This is a genomic window from Streptomyces sp. NPDC005648 (genome assembly GCF_040605395.1).
Classification (GTDB): Bacteria; Actinomycetota; Actinomycetes; order Streptomycetales; family Streptomycetaceae; genus Streptomyces.
Map to the genome: position 1 here is coordinate 51,897 of NZ_JBEXCS010000021.1, position 24,786 is coordinate 76,682.

Here is a 24,786-nt window from a genome sequence, read left to right on the forward strand (position 1 = left end):
TGATGGAGATTTTGTGGATGAGTTGCGCCGAGTTGTGCAGGAACGATGCGGCGGCCGGGGCTCACGGCACCCCTGTGCTGCCATCCGGACCGCGCTGTCCGCGCCAAGGTCACCCGCCGTACACTCCCACAGTGACCGTCACCGCAACCCCCGTGGACGAGTCGGCCCCGCGACAGCCGCAGACCGCGCCCGCAGCGCGGGCGGCGCGCCTGGTACGCCTCGTTCCGGCCCTCGCCGCCGCGCTCTGCGGAGTGCTCCTCTACGTCAGTTTCCCGCCGCGCACCGTGTGGTGGCTGGCCCTGCCCGCCTTCGCCGGTTTCGGCTGGCTGCTGCGCGGCCGCAGCTGGAAGGCGGGCCTCGGCCTCGGCTACCTCTTCGGCCTCGGTTTCCTGCTGCCGCTGCTGGTGTGGACCGGAGTGGAGGTCGGCCCGGTGCCGTGGATCGCCCTGGTGGCGATCGAGGCGATCTTCGTCGCGCTGGTGGGCGCCGGTGTCGCCGTGGTGTCCAGGCTGCCCGCCTGGCCGGTGTGGGCGGCAGCGATATGGATCGCGGGCGAGGCGGCACGCGCGCGTGTGCCGTTCAACGGCTTCCCCTGGGGCAAGATCGCCTTCGGCCAGGCCGACGGGGTGTTCCTGCCGCTCGCCGCGGTGGGCGGGACACCGGTACTGGGCTTCGCCGTCGTCCTGTGCGGTTTCGGTCTGTGCGAGGTCGTACGGCTGGTCGTCGAGGGGCGGCGCACCCGGGTCGTGCGGCGCTCGGCCGCCGCGGTGGCGCTGCTGAGCGTGGCCGTGCCGGTGGTCGGCGCGGTGGCCGCGCAGCCGCTGGTCAGTGACAAGGCCGAGGACGGCTACGCCACCGTCGCGGCCATCCAGGGCAATGTGCCCCGCTCCGGGCTGGAGTTCAACGAGCAGCGGCGGGCCGTCCTCGACTACCACGCGCGCGAGACGAAGAAGCTGGCCGCCGACGTCAAGGCGGGCAAGACCCCCAGGCCCGACTTCGTGCTGTGGCCGGAGAACTCCTCCGACGTCGACCCCTTCGCCAATGCCGACGCCTACGCCGTCATCGACAGCGCGGCCAAGGCGATCGGCGTGCCCATCTCGGTCGGCGGTGTCGTCGAGCGGGACGGCAAGCTGTGGAACGAGCAGATCCTCTGGGATCCCGAGAAGGGGCCCACGGACACCTACGACAAGCGGCAGATCCAGCCCTTCGGCGAGTACCTGCCGCTGCGCTCGCTCATCGGCGCGATCAACAGCAACTGGACCTCGATGGTCCGCCAGGACTTCAGCCGGGGCACCAAGCCCGGCGTGTTCACCATGGACCACGCCAAGGTCGGCCTGGTCACCTGCTACGAGGCCGCCTTCGACTGGGCCGTGCGCTCCGAGGTCACCGACGGCGCCCAGATCATCTCCGTGCCCAGCAACAACGCCACCTTCGACCGCAGCGAGATGACCTACCAGCAGCTGGCCATGTCCCGTATCCGCGCCGTCGAGCACAGCCGGACCGTCACCGTGCCGGTCACCAGCGGCGTCAGCGCGATCATCATGCCGGACGGACGGATCACCCAGAAGACCGGCATGTTCGTGCCGGCCTACCTGGTCCAGAAGGTGCCGCTGCGGTCGTCCGAGACGCCCGCCACCAAGCTGGGCATCCTGCCGGAGATGGCGCTGGTGCTGGTGGCGGCGGCCGGTCTGGGCTGGGCGATCGGTGCGGGAGTGCGCGGGCGGCGCACCGAGGGGGCGGACACCGCCAGCTAGGGTCGGGATCATGGCTACCCCTGACTTCATCCGTGATCTGCGGTCCTCCATCGGCCATCAGTTGCTGTGGCTCCCGGGCATCAGCGCCGTCGTCCTCGACGACGGGGGCAGAGTGCTGCTCAACCGCCGCTCCGACAACGGGAAGTGGTCGCTCATCGGCGGTATCCCGGAGCCGGGCGAGCAGCCCGCCGCGTGCGCCGTGCGCGAGGTCCAGGAGGAGACGGGAGTGCACTGTGTCGTCGAGCGCGTGCTCGTCGTCCAGGCGTTGAGGGCCGTCACGTACGAGAACGGGGACACCTGTCAGTACATGGACATCTCGCTGCTCTGCCGGGCCGTCGGTGGCGAAGCCCGGGTGAACGACGACGAGTCGCTCGAGGTCGGCTGGTTCGAGGTGGACGCCCTACCGGAACTGAACGAGTTCGCGCTGCTCCGGATCAAGCAGGCCCTGTCGGAGGGCCCCACATGGTTTGACCCTATGACTATCGGCTGAAGTGTGGGGCGCCACCATATGTGGCGCGGTTGAGGGCGCTGCCTATGGTCGACATATGACCCCGCCCAGCGCCCTGCCCTCCCCCCACGACTCCGCTCTCGACCTCGGCGGGCGCACCGCCCTCGTCACCGGTGCCGCCGGCGGCATCGGCCGCGCGTGCGCGCTGCGGCTGGCGGCCGCCGGGGCAAAGGTGCGAGCGGTGGACCGGGATGCCGCGGGCCTGGAGACCCTGGCCGAACAGGCCCGGGGCCTGGCGGGTGGCGTCGAGTCGCTCGTGCTGGACCTCACCGATCTCGACGCCGCCGAACAGGCGGCGGCCGGTACCGACGTCCTCGTCAACAACGCCGGCCTCCAACTGGTGCGCCCCATCGAGGAGTTCCCGCCCGACGTCTTCCACACCGTGCTCACGGTCATGCTGGAGGCACCCTTCCGGCTCATCCGCGGAGCCCTGCCGCACATGTACGGCCGCCGGTGGGGCCGGATCGTCAACATCTCCTCCGTGCACGGGCTGCGCGCCTCTCCCTACAAGTCGGCCTATGTGGCCGCCAAACACGGTCTGGAGGGGCTGTCCAAGACGGCCGCCCTCGAAGGCGCCGCCCACAACGTCACCTCGAACTGTGTGAACCCCGGCTATGTGCGCACCCCCCTGGTCGAGCGCCAGCTGGCCGATCAGGCGCGGGCGCACGGCATTCCCGAGGAGCGCGTCCTCACGGAGGTGCTGCTGCAGGACAGCGCGGTCAAACGGCTCGTCGAGCCGGAAGAGGTCGCCGAGGCCGTGGCCTATCTGTGCGGCCCCCACGCCTCCTTCGTGACCGGCACCTCGCTCACCCTGGACGGCGGCTGGACCGCCCACTGAGCGAACGTCTGTTCGGGTCGAGGGAAGTTGTCCACAGGACAGACGGGCCGGCCGGACGATGGGGAATCCTGTGAACATGTCTCGCGATCACCTGCAGTCCGCCGAGCGCCCCGACACCGTGGCGCCGTCCGCCACGCCCACCGGCGCGGAGACGCCGTTCCTGGAACTGCTGGCCAGAGGCGCGTCGGTGGACGCCTACGAGCAGCCGGTGCTGCTGGCCCGCGCCGAGGGGCGCTCCGCCGAGGCGATCGCCGCGCTGGAGCGGGCCAAGGCGGTCGCGCTGCGGGTGCGCGCGGAGCTGGAGGGGCGGCGCCGGCGGGAGGCCGAGCTGTCCGCGCTCTTCGAGACGGCTCATGACCTGGCCGGACTGCGGGACCTGGACGCCGTACTGCGGGCGATCGTCCAGCGCGCCCGCTCGCTGCTGGGCACGGACGTCGCCTACCTCAGCCTGAACGACCCCGAGCGCGGCGACACCTACATGCGCGTGACCGAGGGCTCGGTCGCCGCCCGCTTCCAGCAGCTGCGACTCGGGATGGGGGAGGGGCTCGGCGGCCTGGTGGCGCAGACGGCCCGCCCCTATGTCACCGACGACTACTTCAAGGACGACCGCTTCCAGCACACGCACACCATCGACACCGGAGTGCGGGACGAGGGACTGGTCGCCATCCTCGGAGTGCCTCTGACGCTGGGGCACCACGTGATCGGTGTCCTCTTCGCCGCCGACCGCCGCGCGCGGGTCTTCGAGCGGGAGCAGATCGCGCTGCTGGGCTCGTTCGCCGCGCTCGCCGCGGCCGCCATCGACACCGCGAACCTGCTGACCGAGACCCGCTCGGCCCTCGCCGGCCTGGAGCGGGCCAACGAGATCATCCGGGACCGCAGCGGTGTCATCGAGCGCGCCTCGGACATCCACGACCGGCTCGCGGAACTGGTGCTGCGCGGCGGCGGAGTGCACGACGTGGCCGCCGCCGTCTCCCAGGTCCTCGACGGCACGGTCGAGTTCACCGAGGCCGCGGTCACCCCGACCGCGGCCCTGGAGGCCTCCCGTGCCGACGGACACGCCGTGCGGCACGAGGACGGCTGGATCGCCGCCGTGGCCGCCGGCGGGGAACTGTTCGGCGCGCTCGTCCTGCGCGGCCACCCCGGTCTGGACCCCGTCGACCAGCGCACGCTGGAGCGCGCGGCGATGGTCACCTCGCTGCTGCTCCTCGCCAGACGCTCCGCCGCCGAGGCCGAACAGCGTGTCCGCGGCGAACTGCTGGACGACCTCCTCGACGCCCGCGACCGGGATCCGCGCCTGCTGCGCGAACGGGCGTCCCGGCTGGACGCCGACCTCGACGCCCTGCATGTCGTGCTCGCCGCCCGCCTCGACGGCCCCGCCGCCGACGCCGACCAGGAGGCGGCCTCCCGCAGACGCCTCTGGTCCGCCGCCTCCCACCTCGCCGCGACCCGGCACGGCCTGGCCGCCGCGCGTGACGGCGGCACCGTCCTGCTGCTGCCCCTCGCCCCCGGCACCGGCGCGGCCGACGTGGCCCGCCGCACCGCCCGCCACCTGAGCACCGCCGTCCATGAGCCCGTCACCGTCGGTGCCTCCGCCCCCGTCGAGGACCTGGCCGCCCGTCCCGACGCCGTGGCCGCCGCCTATGCCGAGGGCCGACGCTGCCTGGACGCCCTGCGCCTGCTCGGCCGCGCCGGCGACGGCGCCGCCGCCGAGGACTTCGGTTTCCTCGGTCTGCTGCTCGCCGGCGAGCGGGACATCGCGGGCTTCGTCGACCGCACGATCGGCCAGGTCGTCGCCTACGACGAACGCCGCGGCACCGACCTGGTGCGCACCCTGGACGCCTACTTCACCTGCGGCATGAGCCCGGCCCGCACCAAGGACGAACTGCACGTCCACGTCAACACGGTCGCCCAGCGACTGGAACGGGTCGGCAGGCTCCTCGGGGACGACTGGCAGGACCCCGCCCGCGCCCTGGAGATCCAACTCGCCCTCCGTCTGCACAAGTTGTCGGTACAGCCCTGACCCCCGCACGCGAGGGCGTGCGAGGGCCGGTGGGGCTCGCTCAGACGGTTCAGGCGTCCGCGGCTTCCGCCCCGGCGGGCTCCACTCCCGCGGGCGATTCGACGTCGGCCAGGTCCCGGCGGCGCGTCTCCTTGGCCGCGGCCACCGCCACGACCGTCAGCACGGCCGCCGCGATGACGTACAGCGCGATCGGCGTGGAGCTGTCGTAGTCGGCCAGCAGCGCGGTCGCGATCAGCGGGGCCGGCGCACCGGCGGCCACCGAGGCGAACTGGGCGCCGATGGAGGCGCCGGAGTAGCGCATCCGGGTCGCGAACATCTCGGCGAAGAAGGCGGCCTGCGGCGCGTACATCGCGCCGTGCAGCACGAGCCCCACGGTGACGGCGAGGATCAGACTGCCGAAGCCGCCGGTGTCGACCAGGGAGAAGAACGGGAACATCCACAGACCGATGCCGACCGCGCCGAACAGGTACACCGGACGCCGTCCGACCCGGTCGGACAGCGCGCCCCACGCCGGGATCACCGCGAAGTGCACGGCCGACGCGATCAGTACGGCGTTGAGGGCGGTCTGCTTGGAGACACCCGCGGACGTGGTGGCGTAGACGAGGATGAACGCGGTGATGACGTAGTAGCTGATGTTCTCCGCCATGCGGGCGCCCATCGCGATCAGCACATCGCGCCAGTGGTGGCGCAGCACCGACACGAGCGGCAGCTTCTCGGCCCCTGCGTCCCCTGCGTCCCCGGCGGTCCTGCGGGCCTCGGCCCGCGCCAACGCCCGCTGGAAGACCGGGGATTCATCGACAGAGAGGCGAATCCACAAACCGACCGTCACCAGTACGCCGGAGAGCAGGAAGGGAATCCGCCAGCCCCACGAGCCGAAGGCGTCGTCCGACAGTACGGCCGTCAGCAGCGACAGCACTCCCGTGGCCAGGAGCTGTCCCGCCGGGGCCCCGGTCTGCGGCCAGGAGGCCCAGAAGCCCCGCCGCCGCGCGTCCCCGTGCTCGGACACCAGCAGGACGGCGCCGCCCCACTCGCCGCCGAGCGCGAAGCCCTGGACGAGCCGCAGGCTGGTCAGCAGCACCGGTGCCGCCGTGCCGACCGTGGCGTGGGTGGGCAGCAGGCCGATCGCGAAGGTCGCCCCGCCCATCAGCAGCAGGCTCAGCACCAGCAGCTTCTTGCGGCCGACCCGGTCGCCGTAGTGCCCGAAGACCAGGGCGCCCAGCGGGCGGGCGGCGAATCCGACGGCGTAGGTCAGGAACGACAGGAGTGTGCCGACCAGGGGGTCCGAGTCGGGGAAGAACAGTTTGTTGAAGACGAGTGCGGCGGCCGAGCCGTAGAGGAAGAAGTCGTACCACTCGATGGTGGTGCCGATGAGGCTCGCGGCGACGACGCGTTTGAGGCGGGCGGGTGTCGGAGGAGCGGATGCTGCTGCGGAGGCCATGTGCGCCACTTCCTCGTGTGCGGTGGGGACGGGTGGGTATCGGCACACCGTAGGAACGGGCCCGACGGGCGCACATATGGCGGGGCTACATAGTTGGCGGGCATGGTGTGCGTTCGTCGCCCACCTCTTTCCGTGCGGGTGTCCGCTGCTGGTGACAAACACGGCACCAGGAGCTGAGCCTTTGTGAGCACCGGCCGATCACACGGCCCACCCGGCCCTACCGTCCGGCTATGAACACGAGTCGCAGCAAGGGACGAACCCCGAGAACCCTGCGCACCGCCGCGCTGGCGGTGCTGCTGACCACCGGGACGCTCACCGTGGCGGCCCCGGACGCCCATGGAGACGACGCCCGGACCGAGACACCGGTGAGTGCGGTCGCCGGGATCACCGAGTCGGTGGTGCGGGTGAAGGCGCCGCTGCCGGTGTCCTTCGGCGCGCGTCCGGCGGCGTGCGACTGGCTGTCGTACCTTCGCTACCGCTCCTCCGACGGGCCGTCCGCCTCGGCCGGCGCGGACCGGATCCTGGTCGCCCAGCCGGGGATCCTGGAGGGCGCCGGAGCCTTCGACAGCGTCGCCCGCAACACCGTGGCCCGCGCCGCCGAACAGGGGCGGCACATCGAGTTCTGGGCCCTGGACCGGCGCTCCAACTGCCTGGAGGACCACACCGGCATCGACTCCGGTGACCAGCACACGGCCGTCGACTACTACCGGGGCAGACAGGTCGGCGGCCGCACCTTCGCCGGCTTCGCGGGAAACGACCAGCTCGGCTGGATGGCGCAGCTCGGCATCCGGCAGACCGTACGCGACCAGTACGACCTGCTCACCGCCGAGTTGCCCGACCAGGGCCTGCGCAAGCGGAAGGTGCTGTGCGGAGGCCACTCGCTCGGCGGTGTCATCACCGGATACTTCGCGGCGGCCGACTTCGACGGCGATCCCGCCACCACCGCCGACGCGGGATACAACCAGTGCGCCGGCTACTTCGCCCTCGACACCACCGTCTCCACCTCGCTCGCGGACCTCAGCGGCAGCGTCCCGTCCGACACCGATCTGCCCGACGTGGGCCTCGGATACGGTGTCGTCCAGGCCGGACTCGACAGCGGAGTGCTCCCGCGCTCGCTGTCCGCGCCGGTCCTGCTCAACCCCGAGACGATGACCCTGCTCGCCATCGCCGGGGTGGGCGCGGTGCAGAATCCGAACGGCGAGTCGGATCTGCCGGTTTATCTGCCCTCCACCACCGACATCGACGCCACCAACCGCTTCCTGTTCTCCAAGGACGCGGCCACGTTCCTCAGCGGCTCGCCCGCCGTGAAGGACTTCCGGCTCACCAACGAGGCGGTACTCGGCGCCCTGCTGGACGACAACTCGGTACCGCTCGCCTTTCTGCAGAGCAGCGTCGGGTTCTTCGACGGCGGCCCGGTCACCGACAAGAACTTCCCCGCCACCAACGGAAGTACGGCGCAGCCGGCCCTCTTCGGCACCCGGTACAAGGCGATCCCGGCCCAGCCCCACGGACCGCTGTACACATGGCGCGATTACGACCGTGTCGGCGCGGCCGACGACCCGCGCTACCGGTCGTCCGACGGCACGCCCTTCACCGACGCCGGCGAAGAGGTCAGCGACATCCAGGAGTTGGCACGCAGCCTGGCCCGGCAGCCCCTGGACTTCACCGAGCAGTACTTCCCCACGAAGCTCGTCACCGACATCGAGCTGGCCACCTCACCCCAGGTGAGGCAACTCGTCGTCCATCCGGACGGGTTGACCGCGAATCCGACCCTGACCGTCCTCGCGGGCGACGGACTGCTGGCCGGGCGTATCCCCGCCGACCTGCACCCCGTGGTCGCCGACGGCTATCAGCACCTGGACGTGCTCACCGCGGCGCCCGTGCAGAACGACGGGCGGCCCGAACCCGTCTCCACCAACCTCGCGCGCTTCGCCCGCACCCCGGGGTAGTCACCGCGCGACCACCGTCGGAGTGCGGCCGTCAGGCAGCGCTCAGGGGCCCGGGAGGATCACCTCCCGGGCCCCTGCGCCGGTCGTCAGACCTTGGTCGCGGCGAAGTCGGCCGCCGCGCCGGCGTCCGAGGTGTAGCTCAGATGGGCCAGGACGTCGCCACCGCCGTTCTCGCAGATCGGGTCGCCCTGGGCGCAGAAGTCGATGGTGCGGCTCTGGTAGGTGCCGGTGACGCTCCTGCCCAGCGCCCGGATCGGGTTGCCGAACAGGAGCACCGCGGCGACCCTCGGCGCGAGTGCGGCGGGAATGGTCGCCACGATCGGGCTGCCCACCACCGCGCCGTCGCTGCTGATGCCGATGGAATTGTCGACGACGTTCGCGCCCTGCGAATACCCGACGAGAATGAAGCGCTGGTTCGGGCACGCGGCGGCCTGGCCGGCGACGTGGTTCACCAGGTCCGCGTTTCCCTGCGCGGCCGAGGTGAGGGAGAGATCGGCCGGATAGTTCACCCGGTAGCTGGAGAGATTGCGGCCGGTGAGTTTCTGCTGCAGCGCGGAATACACCGGGTCGCCGACGATGGCACCGAGTGTGCCCGGTTCGAAGGTGCCGCGCGCCGCGACCACATCGATGTCCGAGCAGGTCGCCGCCGATGCGGCGGGCGCCGAGAGGGTGGTGAGTCCGGCCCCGCCGACCAGGGAGAGCGCGGCGAGGCACAAGCGGATACGCATGGGGAATCCTTTGAGGGTCGGGCGCGTCACGCGCCTGCGGAAAAGGACGTCCCGAACGTATTCGCGTTCTTCGAAAGGGTGTTATGGACGGGAATTCAGAAACTCCACGGATTTTGTTGCGTCCATACGCAATGCGTCCGCGCGCAGCGCCAGAATCAGATCCAGACGGGTAATGGGGTCGTGCAGGGAGTCCCCGAAGAGCTTCTCCAATTGGCGCAGCCGGTAGCGGACCGTCTGCGGATGGATGTGGAGACGGGCGGCGACGTCGGGCACATTGCTGCCGCTGAGCAGCCAGGCCAGCAGGGTTTCCGCGAGGCGGGCGCGCTGTCCCTCGGAGACCCGGTCGAGAGGGGCGAGGGCGCGCGCCTCCAGCTGGGTGAGAAGGGGTTCGTCGCTGTGCAGCAGCAGCGTCGACAGATGCTGGTCGCACCGGACGACCCCCTGCCCGGGCAGGATTCCGCGACCCATCAGCCCCAGTGCCAGGGAGGCCCAGCGCAGTGACTGCGCGGCCTCCAGCAGCGGCACCGTGGGCCCGATCGCCGCCGGACGGCCGCGCAGCGCGAGGGCGAAGGCCCGCCCGGAGAAGCGGCCCGAGCCGTCCGGGTCGGGCACCAGCATCCGCGGCGGCCGCGACTCCACGTCCACCAGCGCCCCCGCGGCCGCCAACGGCCGCTCCTCCTCGCGCTGTTCGGCTCCGGCGGCGAGGGCGACGACGGCGACGTGCCGGGGCACCGACCAGCGCGCGCCGTGCGCCAGATCCTGCACCGCCTCCCGCGACACCGGCCCCTCGCCGAGCAGCAGGCCGAGCAGTCGCCGGCGCCGCCGCTCCAGTTCCTCGGTGCTGTGCGGCCGCGCCTCCGCGTACCCCTCGGCGGCGGCCTCCGCGACCTCGTGCACGGTCCGGAACGCCAGCTCGCCCAGGGCCGCCACCACCGACGAGTCGAGGCCGAGCTCCTCGGCCTTGAGCCCCATCAGCCGCCAGGCCTGGAGCCCGCCGATCCGCAGCGCGGACTGCAGCACCTCGAGACTGCGGCCCTCCAGGGCCACCCCGCGCCCGAGCGCGTGGTACGTCGCCGCGATCGCGTCGCCCCGGCCGCGGGGGTCGGCGATGTGGTCGACGAACAGGGTCAGCGCCTGCACCACACCGGCGCGGAGGTTCCTGGCGTAGGCCCCGTCGGCCGGTCCCGCGTACTCGGGGACCTGCCTGCGCACCTCCGCCTCCACCAGGTCGGCGACCGAGTCGAGCTGCGCGCGCAGTAAGTCGGCCAGATCGGGCGGCACCGAAGGCGCCGCCCGGCCGGCCGATCCACCGCGGGGGGTGGGAACGGCCATCGAGGACACTCCTTTCACCCGGAACGGGCTCACCCGCGGACCGTTGTCCGTGGGGCGAGGGGCAAGTCCTGTGTTGGACGTGGCCCCCCTGCGCTCCGTTCCGTGCCCCGACGGCACCGACATCACTCCGGCACTCCCAGCGCACCGGCGAGCATCGGCCAGGACGTGGTGAACTCCTGCTTCCAGTACGCCCAGCTGTGTCCCCCTCCCGGGTAGAAGTGCTTGGTCACCGCGATCCGGAGCCGGTCGAGGGCGTCGGTGAAGCTGTGCGCCTGCGGCCACAGGGCGCTCTCCAGCACTTCGGGCAGCCAGTCGCCGGAGCCGCCGGCCACACCGCTGCCGCTGGACACATACAGGGGGGTGCCGCGCAGTCCCGTCGCGCGGGCCCGGGGGTTGAAGTTCTGCCAGGTGAGCAGATTGAGGACCGGGTTGCCCCACAGCGAGAGCGGCGCCAGGTTCTCACGGGCCACGATGGCGTCGACGATCGTCGGCACACCGGGGAACATGGTGTCCAGGATGCCGCTGTACGAGGCCGCGGCGGCGAAGGCGCCAGGATGACGGGCCGCGTGCGCCATGGCGCCGTAGCCTCCGGTGGACACCCCGGCGACGACCCGCACCCCGGAGGCCCGGTAGCTGCGGGCGAGCAGTGCCGGCACCTCCGTGACCTGGAAGGTCTCATAGTCCGGCCCGCCGGCCCAGGCGGTGGGAATGCCGGTCGGACCCGCGTCCGGCATCGCCACGATCAGGTCCCGGCCCGCGGTGAAGGCCTCGATGTCCGTCTCGCGGGTCCAGGAGGTGTAGTCGTCGTGGGCGCCGTGCAGCAGATACAGCACGGGGTAGGTCCTGGTGGGCCTGGCGTCGAAGTCCGACGGCAGGATCAGCCGCACCGGCGCGCTGCGGCCGAGCGCGGTGGACGCCACGGGCACGTCGAAGGTGCGCGCGGTGAGTTGTGTGGCGGCCCGCGCGGTGCCGGTCGCGGCTCCGAGGAGCGCGGCCAGACCGGCGGTCGCCGCGGCCTTGGTGACGGTGCGCCGGGACGGCCCGGCGGAGTGCCGGGTCGCGTCGGGGGTGTGCGTGGACGCGTCGGCGGTGCGTCGGCGGGGGGACATGGCGGCTCCTCGGGTTCCGGTTCATCGGGTCTGGTCGGCGAGGGCGAACTCCCGCCGGAGCAGGGCGGCGAGCTCGTCGACCTGCGGAGGATCGAGGAGCGAGAGGTGATGCCCGGCGACCGGTACGACGGTCAGGCGCGGGCACACCTCGTCCCAGCCGAGCGTCTCGTCGTCCCGTTCGTACGCCGGATCGCGCACGGTGTGCGGAGCGGGCTCGGTGGCCCGGTACAGCACCACCCGCCCGTCGTAGCGCTGCGGCCGGTGCGCCTCGCCGGTCCTCAGGTCCAGATAGGAGGAACGCTGATGCTCCAGCGCAGCGACGGGCACCTCGGCGGCCTCACGCAGGACCCGCAGCACGGCGTCGATGCGCTCGCCGTCGTCGTCCATCGCGACCAGTTCGTCGTACGGCAGCCGCAGCCGGACTCCGTAGGCGTCGGCGACGTGGGCGGCGAAGCCGGTCAGGTGGGCGCGGACACGGTCCGCCGGGGCGTGGTCGGGGAGCGGCCGTACGGAGTCGAGGAGGACCACCAGCTCCACCTCCCGTCCCGCGGCCACCAGTTGCCGTGCCGTCTCCTGCGCGACGAAGCCCCCGAAGGACCAACCGCCCAGCAGACAGGGGCCGTTGGGGTGCGCGGCAGCGATGGCATCGGCGTAGTGACGTGCTTTCTCGGGGATCGAGCCGGCTTCCTCGATCCGGTCCAGTCCGTAGACCGGGCGGTCGTCGCCCAGGCGTTCGGCGAGGGTCCGGTAGACGTCCGTGGTGCCACCGGCGGCGTGGACGAGGAAGAGGGGAGGCCGGGTGCCGGTGGCGCGCAGGGTACGCAGAGGCGGTGTCTCCCGTGCCGGGAGCGCCTGTCGGAGGCGGTCGGCCACCTGGCCGATGTCGGCGGCACCGAGCAGTTCGCGCAGGGGCAGCTCGGTCCGGAACTCGCGTTCCAGGGCGGTGCGGATACGGACGGCCATCAGGGAGTCCAGGCCGAGGTCGGCGAGGGAGGTGGCCGGGGTGAGGCGGGCCGGCGTATGACCGGTGACGGCGGCGATGTGATGGCGCAGCCGGGCGGCGACGGAATCGTCCCCGGCCGGATCGGCCCGCACCGCACCGGCTTCCACGCCACCGGCCTGCGCCACACCGAACTCCGCGCCACCGGCTCCGGCCCCACCGGCCTTCGGGATACCGGCCTCCGCGACGGCGAACCCCGCGCCACTGGCCTCTGCCGCACCGGCCTTCGAGGCACCGGTCTCCGCGATGGCGAACCCCGCGCCACCGGTCTGCGCCACACTGGTCCCCGCCACGCCGGCCTCCGCCACTCCGCCCCTCGGCGCGAGCGGTGCCGCCGCCCGCCGGTCCGTCCACCAGTGCCGGACGTGCCGCCAGCGGGGGAGCGGCAGGTCGATGACGCGGCCGGTGGGTGGCGGCAGCTGCCCGCCCGCGGCATACAGCGCGCCCAACTGGGCGAGGAAGGCCGCGGAGTCGTCGCCGTCCCGGCGCAGTGTGCCGAGGGCGAGTGCTCCCGGCGCGGTGTCGGTGACGGCGCGGAGCAGCACCGGATGGGGCGAGATCTCGACGAACGCGGTGTGACCGTCGGCCGCGGCTGCCGCGACGGCCCGGTCCAGGCGTACCGGGCGACGGAGGTTCGCGACCCAGTGGGCGGCGTCGAAGGCGCAGTCGCCGCGCGGGTCGTCGAGGACGGTGGAGTACACCGGGACACGGGGTGGCCGGCCCCGGACTTCCGCCAGGGCGTCCGCCAGCTCCGGTAACAGCGGATCGACGTGCGGCGAATGCCCGGCACCGGCGACCCGCATGGCCCGAGCCGCCCGCCCCTCCCGCTCCAGCCGCCGCACGAGGCGGGCCACCGCCTCCTCCTCGCCGGTGACGACCTTCTGGCCGGGCGAGGAGTGCACGGCGACGTGGACACCGGGGAAGTCGCTTTCCAGAGCGTCGAGTTCACGGTCCTCGAGGTCGACGACGGCCATCGCCCCGCCCCGCAGCCGGCTGAGCAGCCGCGCCCGTACGGCGACGATCCGTGCCGCGTCCGACAGGTCGAGCGCCCCCGCGCACACCGCGGCGGCCACCTCGCCCAGGGAGTGGCCGATGACGGCGGCGGGTTCGACGCCGTAGGAGCGCCACAGCTCGGCGAGTGCCACCTGGAGTCCGAAGAGGACCGGCTGGGCGACCTCCAGCCGGTCGAGGCCGCCGCCGGAGGCGAGGTGGTCGTAGAGGGACAGGCCGCACTCCGCGGCGAGTTGGGCGTCCGCCTTCTCCACGGCGGCGGCGAAGGCGGGTTCCTCGGCGAGGAGTCGCCGTGCCATGCCGACCCATTGGCTGCCGTACCCGGAGAACACCCACACCGGTCCGCGTCCGACACGATCCCGGTCGTCGGCCACCACTCCGGGATGGGGCACACCGGCCGCCAACGCGGCGAGACCGTCAGCGAGTTCGTCACGGTCGCGGGCGACGACCGCCGCCCGTACCGGCCCCCGCCCGACCCGCCCGGCGAGGGTGCGCGCCACATCGGCCAGGGGCGCACCCGTGCCCTCGGGCGTCCGGAGCCAGTCGGCGAGCCGGGACGCGGTGTCCCGGAGCCGTTCCCCGTCGAGGTCGGAGAGCGGATGCAGCCGGGTGGTCGGCTCGTACGGCGACCTGAGCAGCGCGGGGCGCCATTCCTCCACCACCGCATGGGCGTTGGTGCCTCCGAAGCCGAACCCGGAGACGCCCGCCATGGCCGTGCCGCCGTAGCGCGGCCATGGCTCGGGCTCGGTCACCACCCGCAGCCGCACGTCGTCGAGCGCACTGCCCTCGGCGCAGTGCAGGGACGGCGGAATGCGGTCGTGGTGCAGCGCGAGGACGGTCTTGACCAGCCCGGTGACGCCCGCCGCCGACTCCAGGTGCCCGAGGTTGCCCTTGACCGAGCCCAGCAGCAGCGGCTGGTCGGGGTCCCGGTCCGCGCCGAGGACCTCGCCGAGCGCGCCGGCCTCGATCGGGTCGCCGAGCGGGGTGCCGGTCCCGTGCGCCTCCACGTAGTCGACATGCGCCGGAACGGCACCGGCTCGGGCGTAGGCGGTCGTCAACAGGGCTTGCTGGGCTGCGGGGTTGGGGGCGAGGAGGCCGTTGGAGCGGCCGTCGGAGTTGACGGCCGTGGCGCGGATGACGGCCAGTACCCGGTCGCCGTCCCGCTCGGCGTCGGACAGCCGCTTCAGGAGGACGGCGGCGCAGCCCTCGCCGCGGCCGATGCCGTCGGCCGCCGGGGAGAACGGCTTGCAGCGGCCGTCGGCCGCGAGCGCTCCCGCGCGCCGGAACGCGACCGTGACGGTGGGGGACAGGAGCAGATTGACCCCGGCGGCGATCGCCAGGTCGCTCTCGCCCGTGCGCAGGCTCACACACGCGTGGTGCACGGCGACCAGCGATGAGGAACACGCCGTGTCGACGACCATGCTCGGTCCGCGGGTGTCCAGGACGTACGCCAGCCGTCCCGCGGCGACGCTGAGCGCGGCGCCCGCCGGGGCCCAGGGATCCACCGACTCCGCGTCGGCGCCGGTGAGTTGACCGTACTCGGGGGACGAAACCCCCACGAAGACACCGGTGTTGCTGCCCACGAGGGACGCGGCCGGGACGGCGGCGTGGTCGAGCGTCTCGTGGACGACCTCCAGCAGGATCCGCTGCTGCGGGTCCATCACGACGGCCTCGCGCGGGGTGATGCGGAAGAAGTCCGCGTCGAACCCGGCGATGTCGTCGAGGTAACCGCCGTAGGGAAGCGCGTCGGTGGGAGGAAAGGGGGTGAAGTCCCGCCAGCGGTCCTCCGGGACGCGCCGGATCGCGTCGACGCCCTCGCCGAGCAGCCGCCAGAAGTCGTCGGGCCCGTGCACACCGCCGGGGAGCCGGCAGCCGACTCCGACGACGGCCACCGGCTCGCCGGAGATCACCTGCATCCGCACCGGCGTCGCGGGGGCAGGCTCCCCCGTGCCGCGGAGGCGGGCGACCAGCGCCTCCCCGGTGGGCGCCTCCCACACCAGCGTCGCCGGCAACTCCCGCCCGATCAGCAGGGACAGCTCCCCGGCCAGTACGACCGCGTCCCGCGAGGACATGCCCAGATCCGCCAACGGCCGGTCCATCGGGGCGAGTTCGGCGGAGGTGGCGGCCCAGGCGGCCACCCGTTCCGCGATCAGCAGGCGAACGGCCTCCTCGTCGACGGCTCTCACCGCGCACCCTCCGTCGCGTAGGCGCCCGCCAGATACCGCTCCCGCGTCCGGGCGCGCGACACCTTGCCGCTGGAGGTCCGGGGCACGGTGCCCGGCGCGACCAGGACGACATCGGCCAGCCGCAGCCCGTGCCGGGCCGAGACGGCGGACCGCACGGCACGCACCAGGGCCGGTACGTCGATCTCGGCGAGGGGCGTGGTGCGGACGTGCTCGGCGACGACCACCACCCGCTCGCCCGAACCGCCAGGTGTCCCGAAGGCCGCGAGCCGGTCCGGCCGTATCGCCGGGTGCGCGTCCTGGGCGGTGCCCTCCACGTCCTGCGGGTAGTGGTTGCGGCCGTCGACGACGATCAGGTCCTTCAGCCGGCCGGTGACGATCAACTGCCCGTCGAGCACGGTCCCGAGGTCGCCGGTCCTGAGCCAGCCGTCCGGGCCGAAGACCCGCCGGGAGTGCTCCTCCTGGTTCCAGTAGCCGCGTCCGACGTTGGGCCCGCGCACCTGGATCTCGCCGACCTCCCCCTCGGACAGCACGGCACCCGTCACCGCGTCGGCGATACGGATGTGCTGGCCCGCCGGTGTGCCGCAGCCCGCCAGCAGGACGGCGCGGGGGTCGTCGGGGCGGGCGGGCAGCGCCTTCCCGGCGGTCAGGGCGTCCCGGTCGAGGGCGAAGCGGTGCAGTGGTTCGCCGGGGCGGGCGGCGCTGACGAAGACGGTGGCCTCGGCGAGCCCGTACGACGGACAGTGCGCCTCGGGCATCAGTCCCTGGCCGGCGAAGGCGGCGTGGAAGCGGTCGGCGGTGCCGGGGCGGACCGGCTCGCTGCCGTTGATCAGCGCGGCGATGTCGCCCAGCCGCAGATCGGCCTTCTGCGCGTCGGTGACGGCCGAGGCGCAGTAGTCGTAGGCGAAGTTGGGGGCCGCGCTCACCGCACGCGGATGCGATCCCAACAGCCTCAGCCAGCGCACCGGTTCGTGCAGGAACGCCACCGGGTCCATGAGCACCGACGGCATCCCGCGCACCACGGGGGCGGCGACGCTCAGCACCAGCCCCATGTCGTGGTAGAGCGGCAGCCAGCCCACACAGGTGATCGGGTGGGTGTCGGCGCCGTAGGCGGCGAGCGCCTGGCGGGCGTTGGTGACGACATTGGTGTGGGTGATCTCCACGCCCGCCGGGGTGCGGGTCGAACCGGAGGTGTACTGGAGATAGGCGACGGCGGCGGGTGCCACCGGCCGCCAGTCGTCGGCGGCCGTGTCGGGCACCTCGTCGGCGAGGACGATCCGCGTCCGCACGCCGGTACAGAAGTCCCTTACCCGATCGGCAGATTGACTGGTCGTCAGGACGACCGCGGGGCTCACGTCGGCCAGCACCGCCGAGAGCCGGTCGCCGTGCCCGGGCAGATCCGGTGGATACAGCGGTACGGCGACCAGCCCCGCCGCGAGCGCGGCCAGGAAGCCGGTGACGTACTCCGTGCCCTGCGGGCACAGCAGCGCGACCCGGGACCCGGGCTCGGTACCGTCCGCGAGCCGGGCGGCCAGCGCCCGGACCCGCAGGTCGAGGCGGCGCCAGGTCAGCGTGCGGTGGACACCGCGCGAACCCGGCGCGGGATGCTCGACGAAGGTGAACGCCCGGCGGTCGGGGGTCGTCCCGGCCCAGTGTCGTACGAACTCCGGCAGACTCCGGTGGGCGGGCGCGAGTGGGGGGCGGCGGCTCTCCACGGGCATGGCTCCTCACATGGTCGGCTTGCGGGGCGCGGCGGTTGGAGCGTCGGGGCGGGTCAGAGGGGGATGTTGCCGTGCCGGCGCTCCGGCATCGGGGCACGTTTGCCGCGCAGCGTCCGCAGCGCGCGGCAGACCTGCTCGCGGGTCTCGCGCGGGGCGATGACGGCGTCGATGTAACCGCGCTCGGCGGCGAGGTACGGGGTGCCGTGGGTGCTCTCGTACGCGGCGACCAGCCGGGCGCGCAGCGCCTGGGGGTCGGCGGCGGCGGCGAGTTCACGCCGGTGCAGGATGCCCACCGCGCCCTCGGCGCCCATCACGGCGATACGGGCCGTGGGCCAGGCGAGGTTGACGTCGGCGCCCAGGTGTTTGGAGCCCATGACCGCGTATCCGCCGCCGTAGGCCTTGCGCACCACGACGGTGACCTTGGGGACGCTCGCCTCGGCATACGCGTACAGCAGCTTGGCGCCCCGCCGGATGATCCCGGCCTGCTCCTGGCGGACGCCGGACAGATAGCCCGGCACATCGGCGAAGGTCAGCAGCGGAATGCCGAACGCGTCGCAGAACCGTACGAAACGCGCGGCCTTCTCGGAGGCGTCGATGTCCAGCACACCGGCCGCGTGCAGGGGCTGGTTGGCCACGATCCCCACCGAGCGGCCCTCGACGCGGGCCAGCGCGCAGATGATGTTCGGCGCGAACAGCTCCTGGATCTGGAGGAGTTCACCGTCGTCCACGACCGTGTGCAGGATCTCCCGCATGTCGTAGGCCTGCCCAAGCCGGTCCGGCACGGCCTCGTCCAGCCACGCGCCGTCGCGCGCGGGCGCGGGGGCGTACTCCGGGGGCCGTTCGAGGTTGTTGGCGGGCAGATACGACAGCAGGTCCCGTACGGTGTCCAGGGCGTCCTCCTCGTCGGCGGCGAGGAAGTGCGCGTTGCCGTTGAGGGCGTTGCTGGTGCGGGCGCCGCCCAGGTCCTCGGCGGTGGTGCGCTCGCCGGTGACCGCCTCGATGACGTCGGGCCCGGTGACGAACATGTGCGCGGCGCCGTCGACCATGACGGTGAGGTCGGTGACGGCGGGGGAGTAGGCGGCGCCGCCCGCGCAGGGGCCCAGGATGACCGAGAGCTGCGGGATCACCCCGGACGCGCGGACATTGCGGCGCACCAGCTCGGCGTAGAGGGCGAGCGAGGCGACGCCCTCCTGGATGCGGGCCCCGCCGCCGTCGTTGAGCCCGACGACCGGGCAGCCGATCTTCAGCGCGAGGTCCATCAGGGCGACCGTCTTCTCGCCGAAGGCCTCGCCCATGCTGCCGCCGAAGACCGTGGAGTCCTGGGCGAAGACACAGACCGGACGGCCGTCGACGGTGCCGTGTCCGGTGATCACCCCGTCCCCGTACGGGCGGGCGGCGCCGTCCCCGGCGGGCCGGGCCCGCACGAACAGCCCGGTCTCGGTGAACGAGCCGGTGTCCAGCAGCCGTTCGATCCGCTCCCGTGCCCCGAACTGTCCGCGTCGTCTCGCGCCGCCCGGAGCCACGGCACGCGCCCGACGGTGCTCCAGCCCGGCCAGGCGCTCGGCGGTACGGTCGGGCACCTGCCCAGCCGTCTCCTCGGGACGGGATGTTGTCGCCTCTCGCGTCACGACCACCTCCGAAATGGCTTTCGAATATGGCAGTGGTTGAGCGGCGGAATGAGTGGTACGGCGTTCTCTTTGCGGGAGTTGAGTCCTGGGGAGTCGGTGTTAGTCAGGCTGTGACAAGGAGGCGCCTCACGGCTCCCGGTGTTCGTGCGCCGCCTGCTCCAGTGCCGCGGCCTCCTCCTCGGCGATGCGCTGCTCGGCCTCCACGTCGATCGAGCGGGTCAGCCACCAGTAGAGGGCCGCGGAGACCGGCAGACCGATGAAGAGGGAGATGTCGGCGCCGTCGAGGGCGTCGGCCACGGGGCCGGTGTAGAGGGTGCCGACGGAGAAGAACGGGATCATGACGGCGAACCCGACCAGATACGCGATGATGCCGTGCCAGCCCCAACGGCCGTACAGGCCACGGGGGTTGAAGATCTCCGCGATGGCGTAGTGACCGCGGCGCACGACGTAGTAGTCCATGAGGTTCACCGCGGTCCACGGGATGAAGAGATAGAGGACCAGCAGCAGGAAATTGTTGAAGTTCTCGAGGAAGTTGGAGGTCGCGGCGAGCGCGCCGACCAGGGAGAGCGCCGCGGTGAGCCCGATGGTGACCAGACGGACGCCGAGCGTCGGGCGCACCCGTTTGAACGAGTCGATCGCGCTGATCAGTGTCAGTGAGCCGCCGTACATGTTGAGCGCGGTGACCGACACCAGGCCGAGCGCGGCGAACAGCAGCACGATGGCGCCGAACCCGGTGAACACCTTGTCGCCGGCCGCGTTGATCGACTTGATGGTGTCGAAGTCCTTGCCCGCCCAGGCGGCGAGCAGCGCGCCGAGGACCATCAGCCAGATACCGCCGAGCGCGGAGCCGAAGTAGGTCCAGTAGAAGGTCTTGCGGACCGTGACGCCCGGCGGGAGGTAGCGGGAGTAGTCGGAGACGTAGATCGCCCAGCTGATCTGGTAGCCGGCGACCACACCGAACTGCGCCAGGAACGGCGTCGCCTTGAAGGCGCCGAGGTCGAAGGAGCCCGCCGGGTAGTGCAGCGTGGCCAGGACCCCGATGGTGAAGACGCCGAAGACGACCAGGAAGGTGTACGTCAGGAACTGCTCGGCCCGGTGGATGACGTCGTAGCCGACCAGTGCGATCACCAGGGCGAGTACGGTGACCACGACCACCCACAGCTTGACGCCGCCGTGCACGGTGGTGTGCATGGCCTCGCCGGCCAGGATGGTGTTGAAGACGTTGAAGCCCGCGTACTGGACGTAGGCGAACAGCCACACCAGCAGCGCGCCGACGTAGCCGAACTGGGGCCGCGACTGGATCATCTGCGGCAGGCCCAGCTGGGGGCCCTGGGCCGAGTGGAAGGCCATGAAGAAGGTGCCGAGGACGGTACCCGCGACGATCGCGATCAGCGACCAGATGAGGTTGCCGCCCTCGGTGATGCTGATCAGGCCGACGGCGAGGGTGGCGATCTGGGCGTTCGACATGAACCACAGCGGGCCGAGGTGCCACAGTTTGCCGTGGCGCTCGTCCAGGGGCACATAGTCGATGGAGCGGACCTCCAGGCCCTGCACCCGCGGTTGCGATGATGTCGTCACGGCACCTCCAGAGTGTCGCTCCACCCCTGTGGCCGGATTCATTCCCTGGAATTGTCTGGCCAAAGGTCATATTGCCGACCCTTGACCAGACAGGTTCCCCCTGGTCAGACCGCTGGGCTCGGGAACGTCGGGTACTCCACGCCGGAGACGTGCTGGACGACCCGGATCACCTGGCACGAGTAGCCGAACTCGTTGTCGTACCAGAGGTAGAGGATGGCGTTGTCGCCCTCCACCTTGGTGGCGCCCGCGTCGACGATCGACGCGTGCCGTGAGCCGATGAAGTCGCTGGAGACCGCGTCGGGGGCGGTGGTGAAGTCGATCTGGCGGCGCAGCGGCGAGGTCAGGGAGACCTCGCGCAGGTAGTCCAGGACCTCCTCGCGGTCCGTCTCGCGCGCGAGCTGGAGGTTGAGGATCGCGATCGAGACATCCGGCACCGGCACCCGGATCGAGCTGCCGGTGATCCGCGCCTTGAGGTCGGGCAGTGCCTTGGCGACGGCGGAGGCGGCACCGGTCTCGGTGATGACCATGTTCAGTGGCGCGGAACGGCCCCGGCGGTCGGCCTTGTGGTAGTTGTCCAGCAGGTTCTGGTCATTGGTGAACGAGTGGACCGTCTCCACATGGCCGCGCAGCACGCCGTACTCGTCGTCCATCGCCTTCAGCGGCGGCACGATCGCGTTGGTGGTGCAGGAGGCGCAGGACAGGATCTGCTCGTCCGGCTTGATCGTGTCGTGGTTGACGCCGTGCACGATGTTCGGGACGTCGCCCTTGCCCGGCGCGGTCAGCACCACCTTGTCGATGCCGGGGCGCAGATGCTCGGACAGGCCCTGGCGGTCGCGCCACTTGCCGGTGTTGTCGATCAGGATCGCGTTGCTGATGCCGTACGCCGTGTAGTCGACCTCGGACGGGTCGTCGGCGTAGATCACCTTGATCGCGTTGCCGTTGGCGAAGATCGTGGAGCTGTCCTCGTCCACGGTGATGGTGCCCTGGAACTGGCCGTGGATCGAGTCCCGGCGCAGCAGCGAGGCCCGCTTCACGAGATCCTCGGGGGCCCGGCCGCCACCGCCGCGCACGACGATCGCCCGCAGCCTGAGGCCGTTGCCGGAGCCCGACTTCTCGATCAGCAGCCGGGCCACCAGACGGCCGATGCGCCCGAAGCCGTACAGGACCACGTCCCGGCCCTCGCCGCGCTCGATCTTGTTGGCGCCCGTGGCACCCGCGACGGCCTCGGCGGTGAAGGCCTCGACGGTCAGCCCGCGGTCGTCGCCCTTGTAGGTCGCGGCGAGCATGCCGATGTCGATCTGGGAGGGACCGAGGTCGAGGGCGGTCAGTGCCCGCAGGAACGGCATGGTCTCGGTGACCGAGAGCTCCTCGCCGGCGATCTGCCGGGCGAACCGGTGGGTCTTGAGGATGCTGACCACCGACTTGTTCACCAGGGAGCGGCTGTGCAGCAGGACCGTCACGTCCCGCTCGCGGTGCAGCTTCCCGATGATCGGGATCATCGACTCCGCGATCTCCTCGCGGGTCTTCCAGTTGGTGAACGAGTCGTCGTTGACAGCAGTCACAGATCCATCTTTCGAGCTAGGCAGCGCTCATATGTTAAACCCAGGTTGATCGATCGTTTGAGCGGGGTTCGTCACAGGCGTCCCGCCGGGAATCGAGACGATCCGGCCGCCCGTCCGTACCTGACGGTCATGGGGCACGCCCGCCCCGCCACTCGACCGACCGAGGGACGAAACACCATGAACGCAACCGCAGCCATCGGCGTGACCGGCCTGGGCGTGATGGGCCGCAACCTGGCGCGCAACTTCGCCCGGAACGGCTACACCGTCGCGGTCCACAACCGCTCCGCGAGCCGCACGCGCGCGCTCATCGAGGTGTACGGCGACGAGGGCTCGTTCGTCCCCGCCGAGTCGCCCGAGGAGTTCGTGGCGGCCCTGGAGCGCCCCCGCCGCCTGATGATCATGGTGCAGGCGGGTCCCGCCACCGACGCCGTCATCGACGAGTTCGCGCCGCTCCTGGAGCCCGGCGACATGATCATCGACGGCGGCAACGCCCACTACGCCGACACCCGCCGCCGCGAGGCCGCCCTGCGCGAGCGCGGCATCCACTTCGTCGGCACCGGCGTCTCCGGCGGCGAGGAGGGCGCCCTGGAGGGACCGTCGATCATGGTCGGCGGCTCGGCGGAGTCGTACGACGTCCTCGGCCCGATGTTCGAGAAGATCAGCGCGCAGGTCGACGGGGAGCCCTGCGCCGCGCACATCGGCAGCGACGGCGCCGGGCACTTCGTGAAGATGGTCCACAACGGCATCGAGTACGCCGACATGCAGCTCATCGCCGAGGCCTATGACCTGCTGCGCCAGGTCGCCGGTTACACCCCGGCCGAGATCGCGGACGTCTTCCGACGCTGGAACGAGGGGCGGCTGGGCTCGTACCTGGTCGAGATCACCGCCGAGGTGCTGGCCCACACCGACGCGGAGACCGGCGCCCCGTTCGTCGACATCGTGGCCGACGCGGCCGGCCAGAAGGGCACCGGGCGCTGGACCGTGCAGACCGCCCTGGACCTGGCCTCCCCGGTCACCGCCATCGCCCAGGCCACCTTCGCGCGCGCCGCCTCCGGCCAGAACGAACTGCGCGCCGCGTACGCCGGTCTCCCCGGCGGCACCCGGCCCCCGCTCAGCCGCACGGAGGCCGAGCGCTTCACCTCCCAGGTCGAGCACGCCCTGTACGCGTCGAAGGTCATCGCCTACGACCAGGGCTGGAAGATGATCCAGGACGCGGCCGCCGAGTACGGCTGGAAGATCGACCTCGGCACGGTCGCCCGGATCTGGCGCGGCGGCTGCATCATCCGCGCCTCCTTCCTCGACCGCATCCGCGCCGCCTACGCCTTCGACCGTGACCTCGTCAGCCTGCTCGGAGAGATGGAGTTCGCGATGGAGATCACGGACGCGCAGGTGCCGTGGCGGGAGACCGTCGCCTCGGCCGCCCGGCGCGGCATCCCCGTGCCGGCCTTCTCCGCCGCGCTCGCGCACTACGACACCCTGCGCGCCGACCGCCTGCCCGCCGCGCTCCTCCAGGGCCAGCGCGACTACTTCGGCGCCCACACCTACGCCCGCACCGACCGTCCCGGCGCCTTCCACACCCTCTGGGGAACCACCGACCGCACGGAAACCCCCGCGTGACCGACGCCGCGGGCTGACCGGGGGACGGGGAGTCGGGGTGCGGTCGGGTTCGCGGGACGGGGGTCGAGCTGATGCCGGTGTCCGGTCGGGTCCGGGGGCCGACCGGACCGGGAGACGTCCCTCGCCGCGGCCCGTCGTACGCATCCCCCGCCCCGGGGTCCCTGCCCGCCCGGAAACCCGACGATCCCCCCACCGGCCGTGACCATGAGTTCGAACCGCTCGTTGCCGTTTGCATGATCCATATCAAGCGCGGACTCGCCACGGCCGCCGCGGCGCTCGCCGCTGTGGCGGTGCTGACCGCTCCCGCCGCTCGGGCGACCGACAACGTGCCCTGTCACGGCACCACCAAGAGGGACCTGGCCGATCCGCTCTCCGGGCGCGTGTGGCGCGGGACGGACGTGATGTTCTGCAATCTCACCCAGGGCCATGTCCCGGTGTACGCCACGCGCTCACCGGCCGCACCCGTCGTCGGACACCTGGAACAGGGCGGCGACGCCAACTGGTTCGTCACCGAGATGAAGGGTGAGACCTTCCGGAAGGGCGCCGCGGAGAACTACTGGTGGGGCAGCACCATGGCCGACGACGGCCGCTGGGGCTGGGTCCCCGAGGTCTACTTCGCCGGCGGCGACAACAACGAGGACGACGCCGGCCTGCTCATGCCCGGCGGCTACACCTGCGCCGACGTCTGCCCACCGCTGCCGTTCTGGGCCCGCTAGGAGACCACCTCCGATGGGCCCGGTGCCTCCGACAGGCGCCGCGCTCCCGCCCGTCCACCCGTGATCATTGACGCCCGACCGGGCCCCACCTAGC

General features: G+C 72.0%; 16 protein-coding genes. 7 read left to right on the top strand and 9 right to left on the bottom strand.

Going from position 1 to position 24,786, the window contains the following annotated elements:
• Positions 1-131 precede the first annotated feature (131 nt).
• The 4 genes from lnt (at position 132) to ABZT17_RS15145 (ending at position 5,120) form a co-directional block, all read left to right on the top strand.
• On the top strand, positions 132-1,754 hold the full coding sequence (gene lnt / locus ABZT17_RS15130; RefSeq protein ID WP_356348480.1) for an apolipoprotein N-acyltransferase: 1,623 nt from the start codon (positions 132-134) through the stop codon (positions 1,752-1,754).
• A gap of 10 nt (positions 1,755-1,764) precedes the next feature.
• Positions 1,765-2,244, top strand: a complete 480-nt coding sequence (locus tag ABZT17_RS15135; RefSeq protein WP_356348482.1) for an NUDIX domain-containing protein — start codon at positions 1,765-1,767, stop codon at positions 2,242-2,244.
• 55 nt (positions 2,245-2,299) lie between these two features.
• Entirely contained in the window at positions 2,300-3,100 is an 801-nt protein-coding gene (locus ABZT17_RS15140) for a 3-hydroxybutyrate dehydrogenase (RefSeq protein WP_356348484.1), read from the top strand.
• 76 nt (positions 3,101-3,176) lie between these two features.
• On the top strand, positions 3,177-5,120 hold the full coding sequence (locus ABZT17_RS15145; RefSeq protein WP_356348486.1) for a GAF domain-containing protein: 1,944 nt from the start codon (positions 3,177-3,179) through the stop codon (positions 5,118-5,120).
• A 49-nt stretch (positions 5,121-5,169) separates the two neighbouring features.
• Here ABZT17_RS15145 and ABZT17_RS15150 read toward each other — a convergent pair whose 3' ends face one another.
• On the bottom strand, positions 5,170-6,558 hold the full coding sequence (locus ABZT17_RS15150) for an MFS transporter (protein ID WP_356348489.1): 1,389 nt from the start codon (positions 6,556-6,558) through the stop codon (positions 5,170-5,172).
• Positions 6,559-6,788: 230 nt separating this feature from the next.
• Between ABZT17_RS15150 and ABZT17_RS15155 the strand changes: the two genes are divergently transcribed.
• Positions 6,789-8,507 carry a hypothetical protein gene (locus ABZT17_RS15155; protein WP_356348492.1) on the top strand — a complete coding sequence of 573 codons (1,719 nt, stop codon included), beginning with the start codon at positions 6,789-6,791 and terminating at the stop codon, positions 8,505-8,507.
• Between the two features lie 86 nt (positions 8,508-8,593).
• On the opposite strand, the gene ABZT17_RS15160 is transcribed toward ABZT17_RS15155, so the two are convergent.
• From ABZT17_RS15160 to ABZT17_RS15195, 8 genes are all read right to left on the bottom strand, one after another.
• Positions 8,594-9,235: a cutinase family protein gene (locus ABZT17_RS15160; protein WP_356348494.1), complete on the bottom strand. Its 642-nt coding sequence runs from the start codon at positions 9,233-9,235 to the stop codon at positions 8,594-8,596.
• An 81-nt stretch (positions 9,236-9,316) separates the two neighbouring features.
• Positions 9,317-10,567, bottom strand: coding sequence for a helix-turn-helix domain-containing protein (locus ABZT17_RS15165; RefSeq protein WP_356348497.1), 1,251 nt, complete (start codon positions 10,565-10,567; stop codon positions 9,317-9,319).
• Between the two features lie 122 nt (positions 10,568-10,689).
• The gene (locus ABZT17_RS15170) at positions 10,690-11,676 is read right to left on the bottom strand and encodes an alpha/beta hydrolase family protein (protein ID WP_356348499.1); all 987 of its coding nucleotides are present in this window, start codon (positions 11,674-11,676) and stop codon (positions 10,690-10,692) included.
• 21 nt (positions 11,677-11,697) lie between these two features.
• Positions 11,698-15,873 (bottom strand): acyltransferase domain-containing protein, encoded by a 4,176-nt coding sequence (locus tag ABZT17_RS15175; protein ID WP_356348501.1) that lies wholly within the window; start codon positions 15,871-15,873, stop codon positions 11,698-11,700.
• A complete protein-coding gene (locus ABZT17_RS15180) occupies positions 15,870-17,585 on the bottom strand; it encodes a fatty acyl-AMP ligase (protein WP_356348610.1) in 1,716 nt (571 codons plus the stop codon). Before ABZT17_RS15180 ends, ABZT17_RS15175 begins: the two co-directional genes overlap by 4 nt.
• 59 nt (positions 17,586-17,644) lie before the next feature.
• The gene (locus ABZT17_RS15185; protein ID WP_356348504.1) at positions 17,645-19,171 is read right to left on the bottom strand and encodes an acyl-CoA carboxylase subunit beta; all 1,527 of its coding nucleotides are present in this window, start codon (positions 19,169-19,171) and stop codon (positions 17,645-17,647) included.
• Between the two features lie 174 nt (positions 19,172-19,345).
• Entirely contained in the window at positions 19,346-20,797 is a 1,452-nt protein-coding gene (locus ABZT17_RS15190; RefSeq protein WP_356348506.1) for a cytosine permease, read from the bottom strand.
• Positions 20,798-20,901: 104 nt separating this feature from the next.
• Positions 20,902-22,359, bottom strand: coding sequence for a glyceraldehyde-3-phosphate dehydrogenase (locus tag ABZT17_RS15195; protein ID WP_356348509.1), 1,458 nt, complete (start codon positions 22,357-22,359; stop codon positions 20,902-20,904).
• A gap of 177 nt (positions 22,360-22,536) precedes the next feature.
• Here ABZT17_RS15195 and gndA point away from each other — a divergent pair, with 177 nt between their 5' ends.
• Together gndA and ABZT17_RS15205 are read left to right on the top strand one after the other, a co-directional pair.
• Positions 22,537-23,976 carry an NADP-dependent phosphogluconate dehydrogenase gene (gndA, locus tag ABZT17_RS15200; RefSeq protein WP_356348511.1) on the top strand — a complete coding sequence of 480 codons (1,440 nt, stop codon included), beginning with the start codon at positions 22,537-22,539 and terminating at the stop codon, positions 23,974-23,976.
• A 233-nt stretch (positions 23,977-24,209) separates the two neighbouring features.
• On the top strand, positions 24,210-24,692 hold the full coding sequence (locus tag ABZT17_RS15205; protein ID WP_356348514.1) for a hypothetical protein: 483 nt from the start codon (positions 24,210-24,212) through the stop codon (positions 24,690-24,692).
• Positions 24,693-24,786 lie beyond the last annotated feature (94 nt).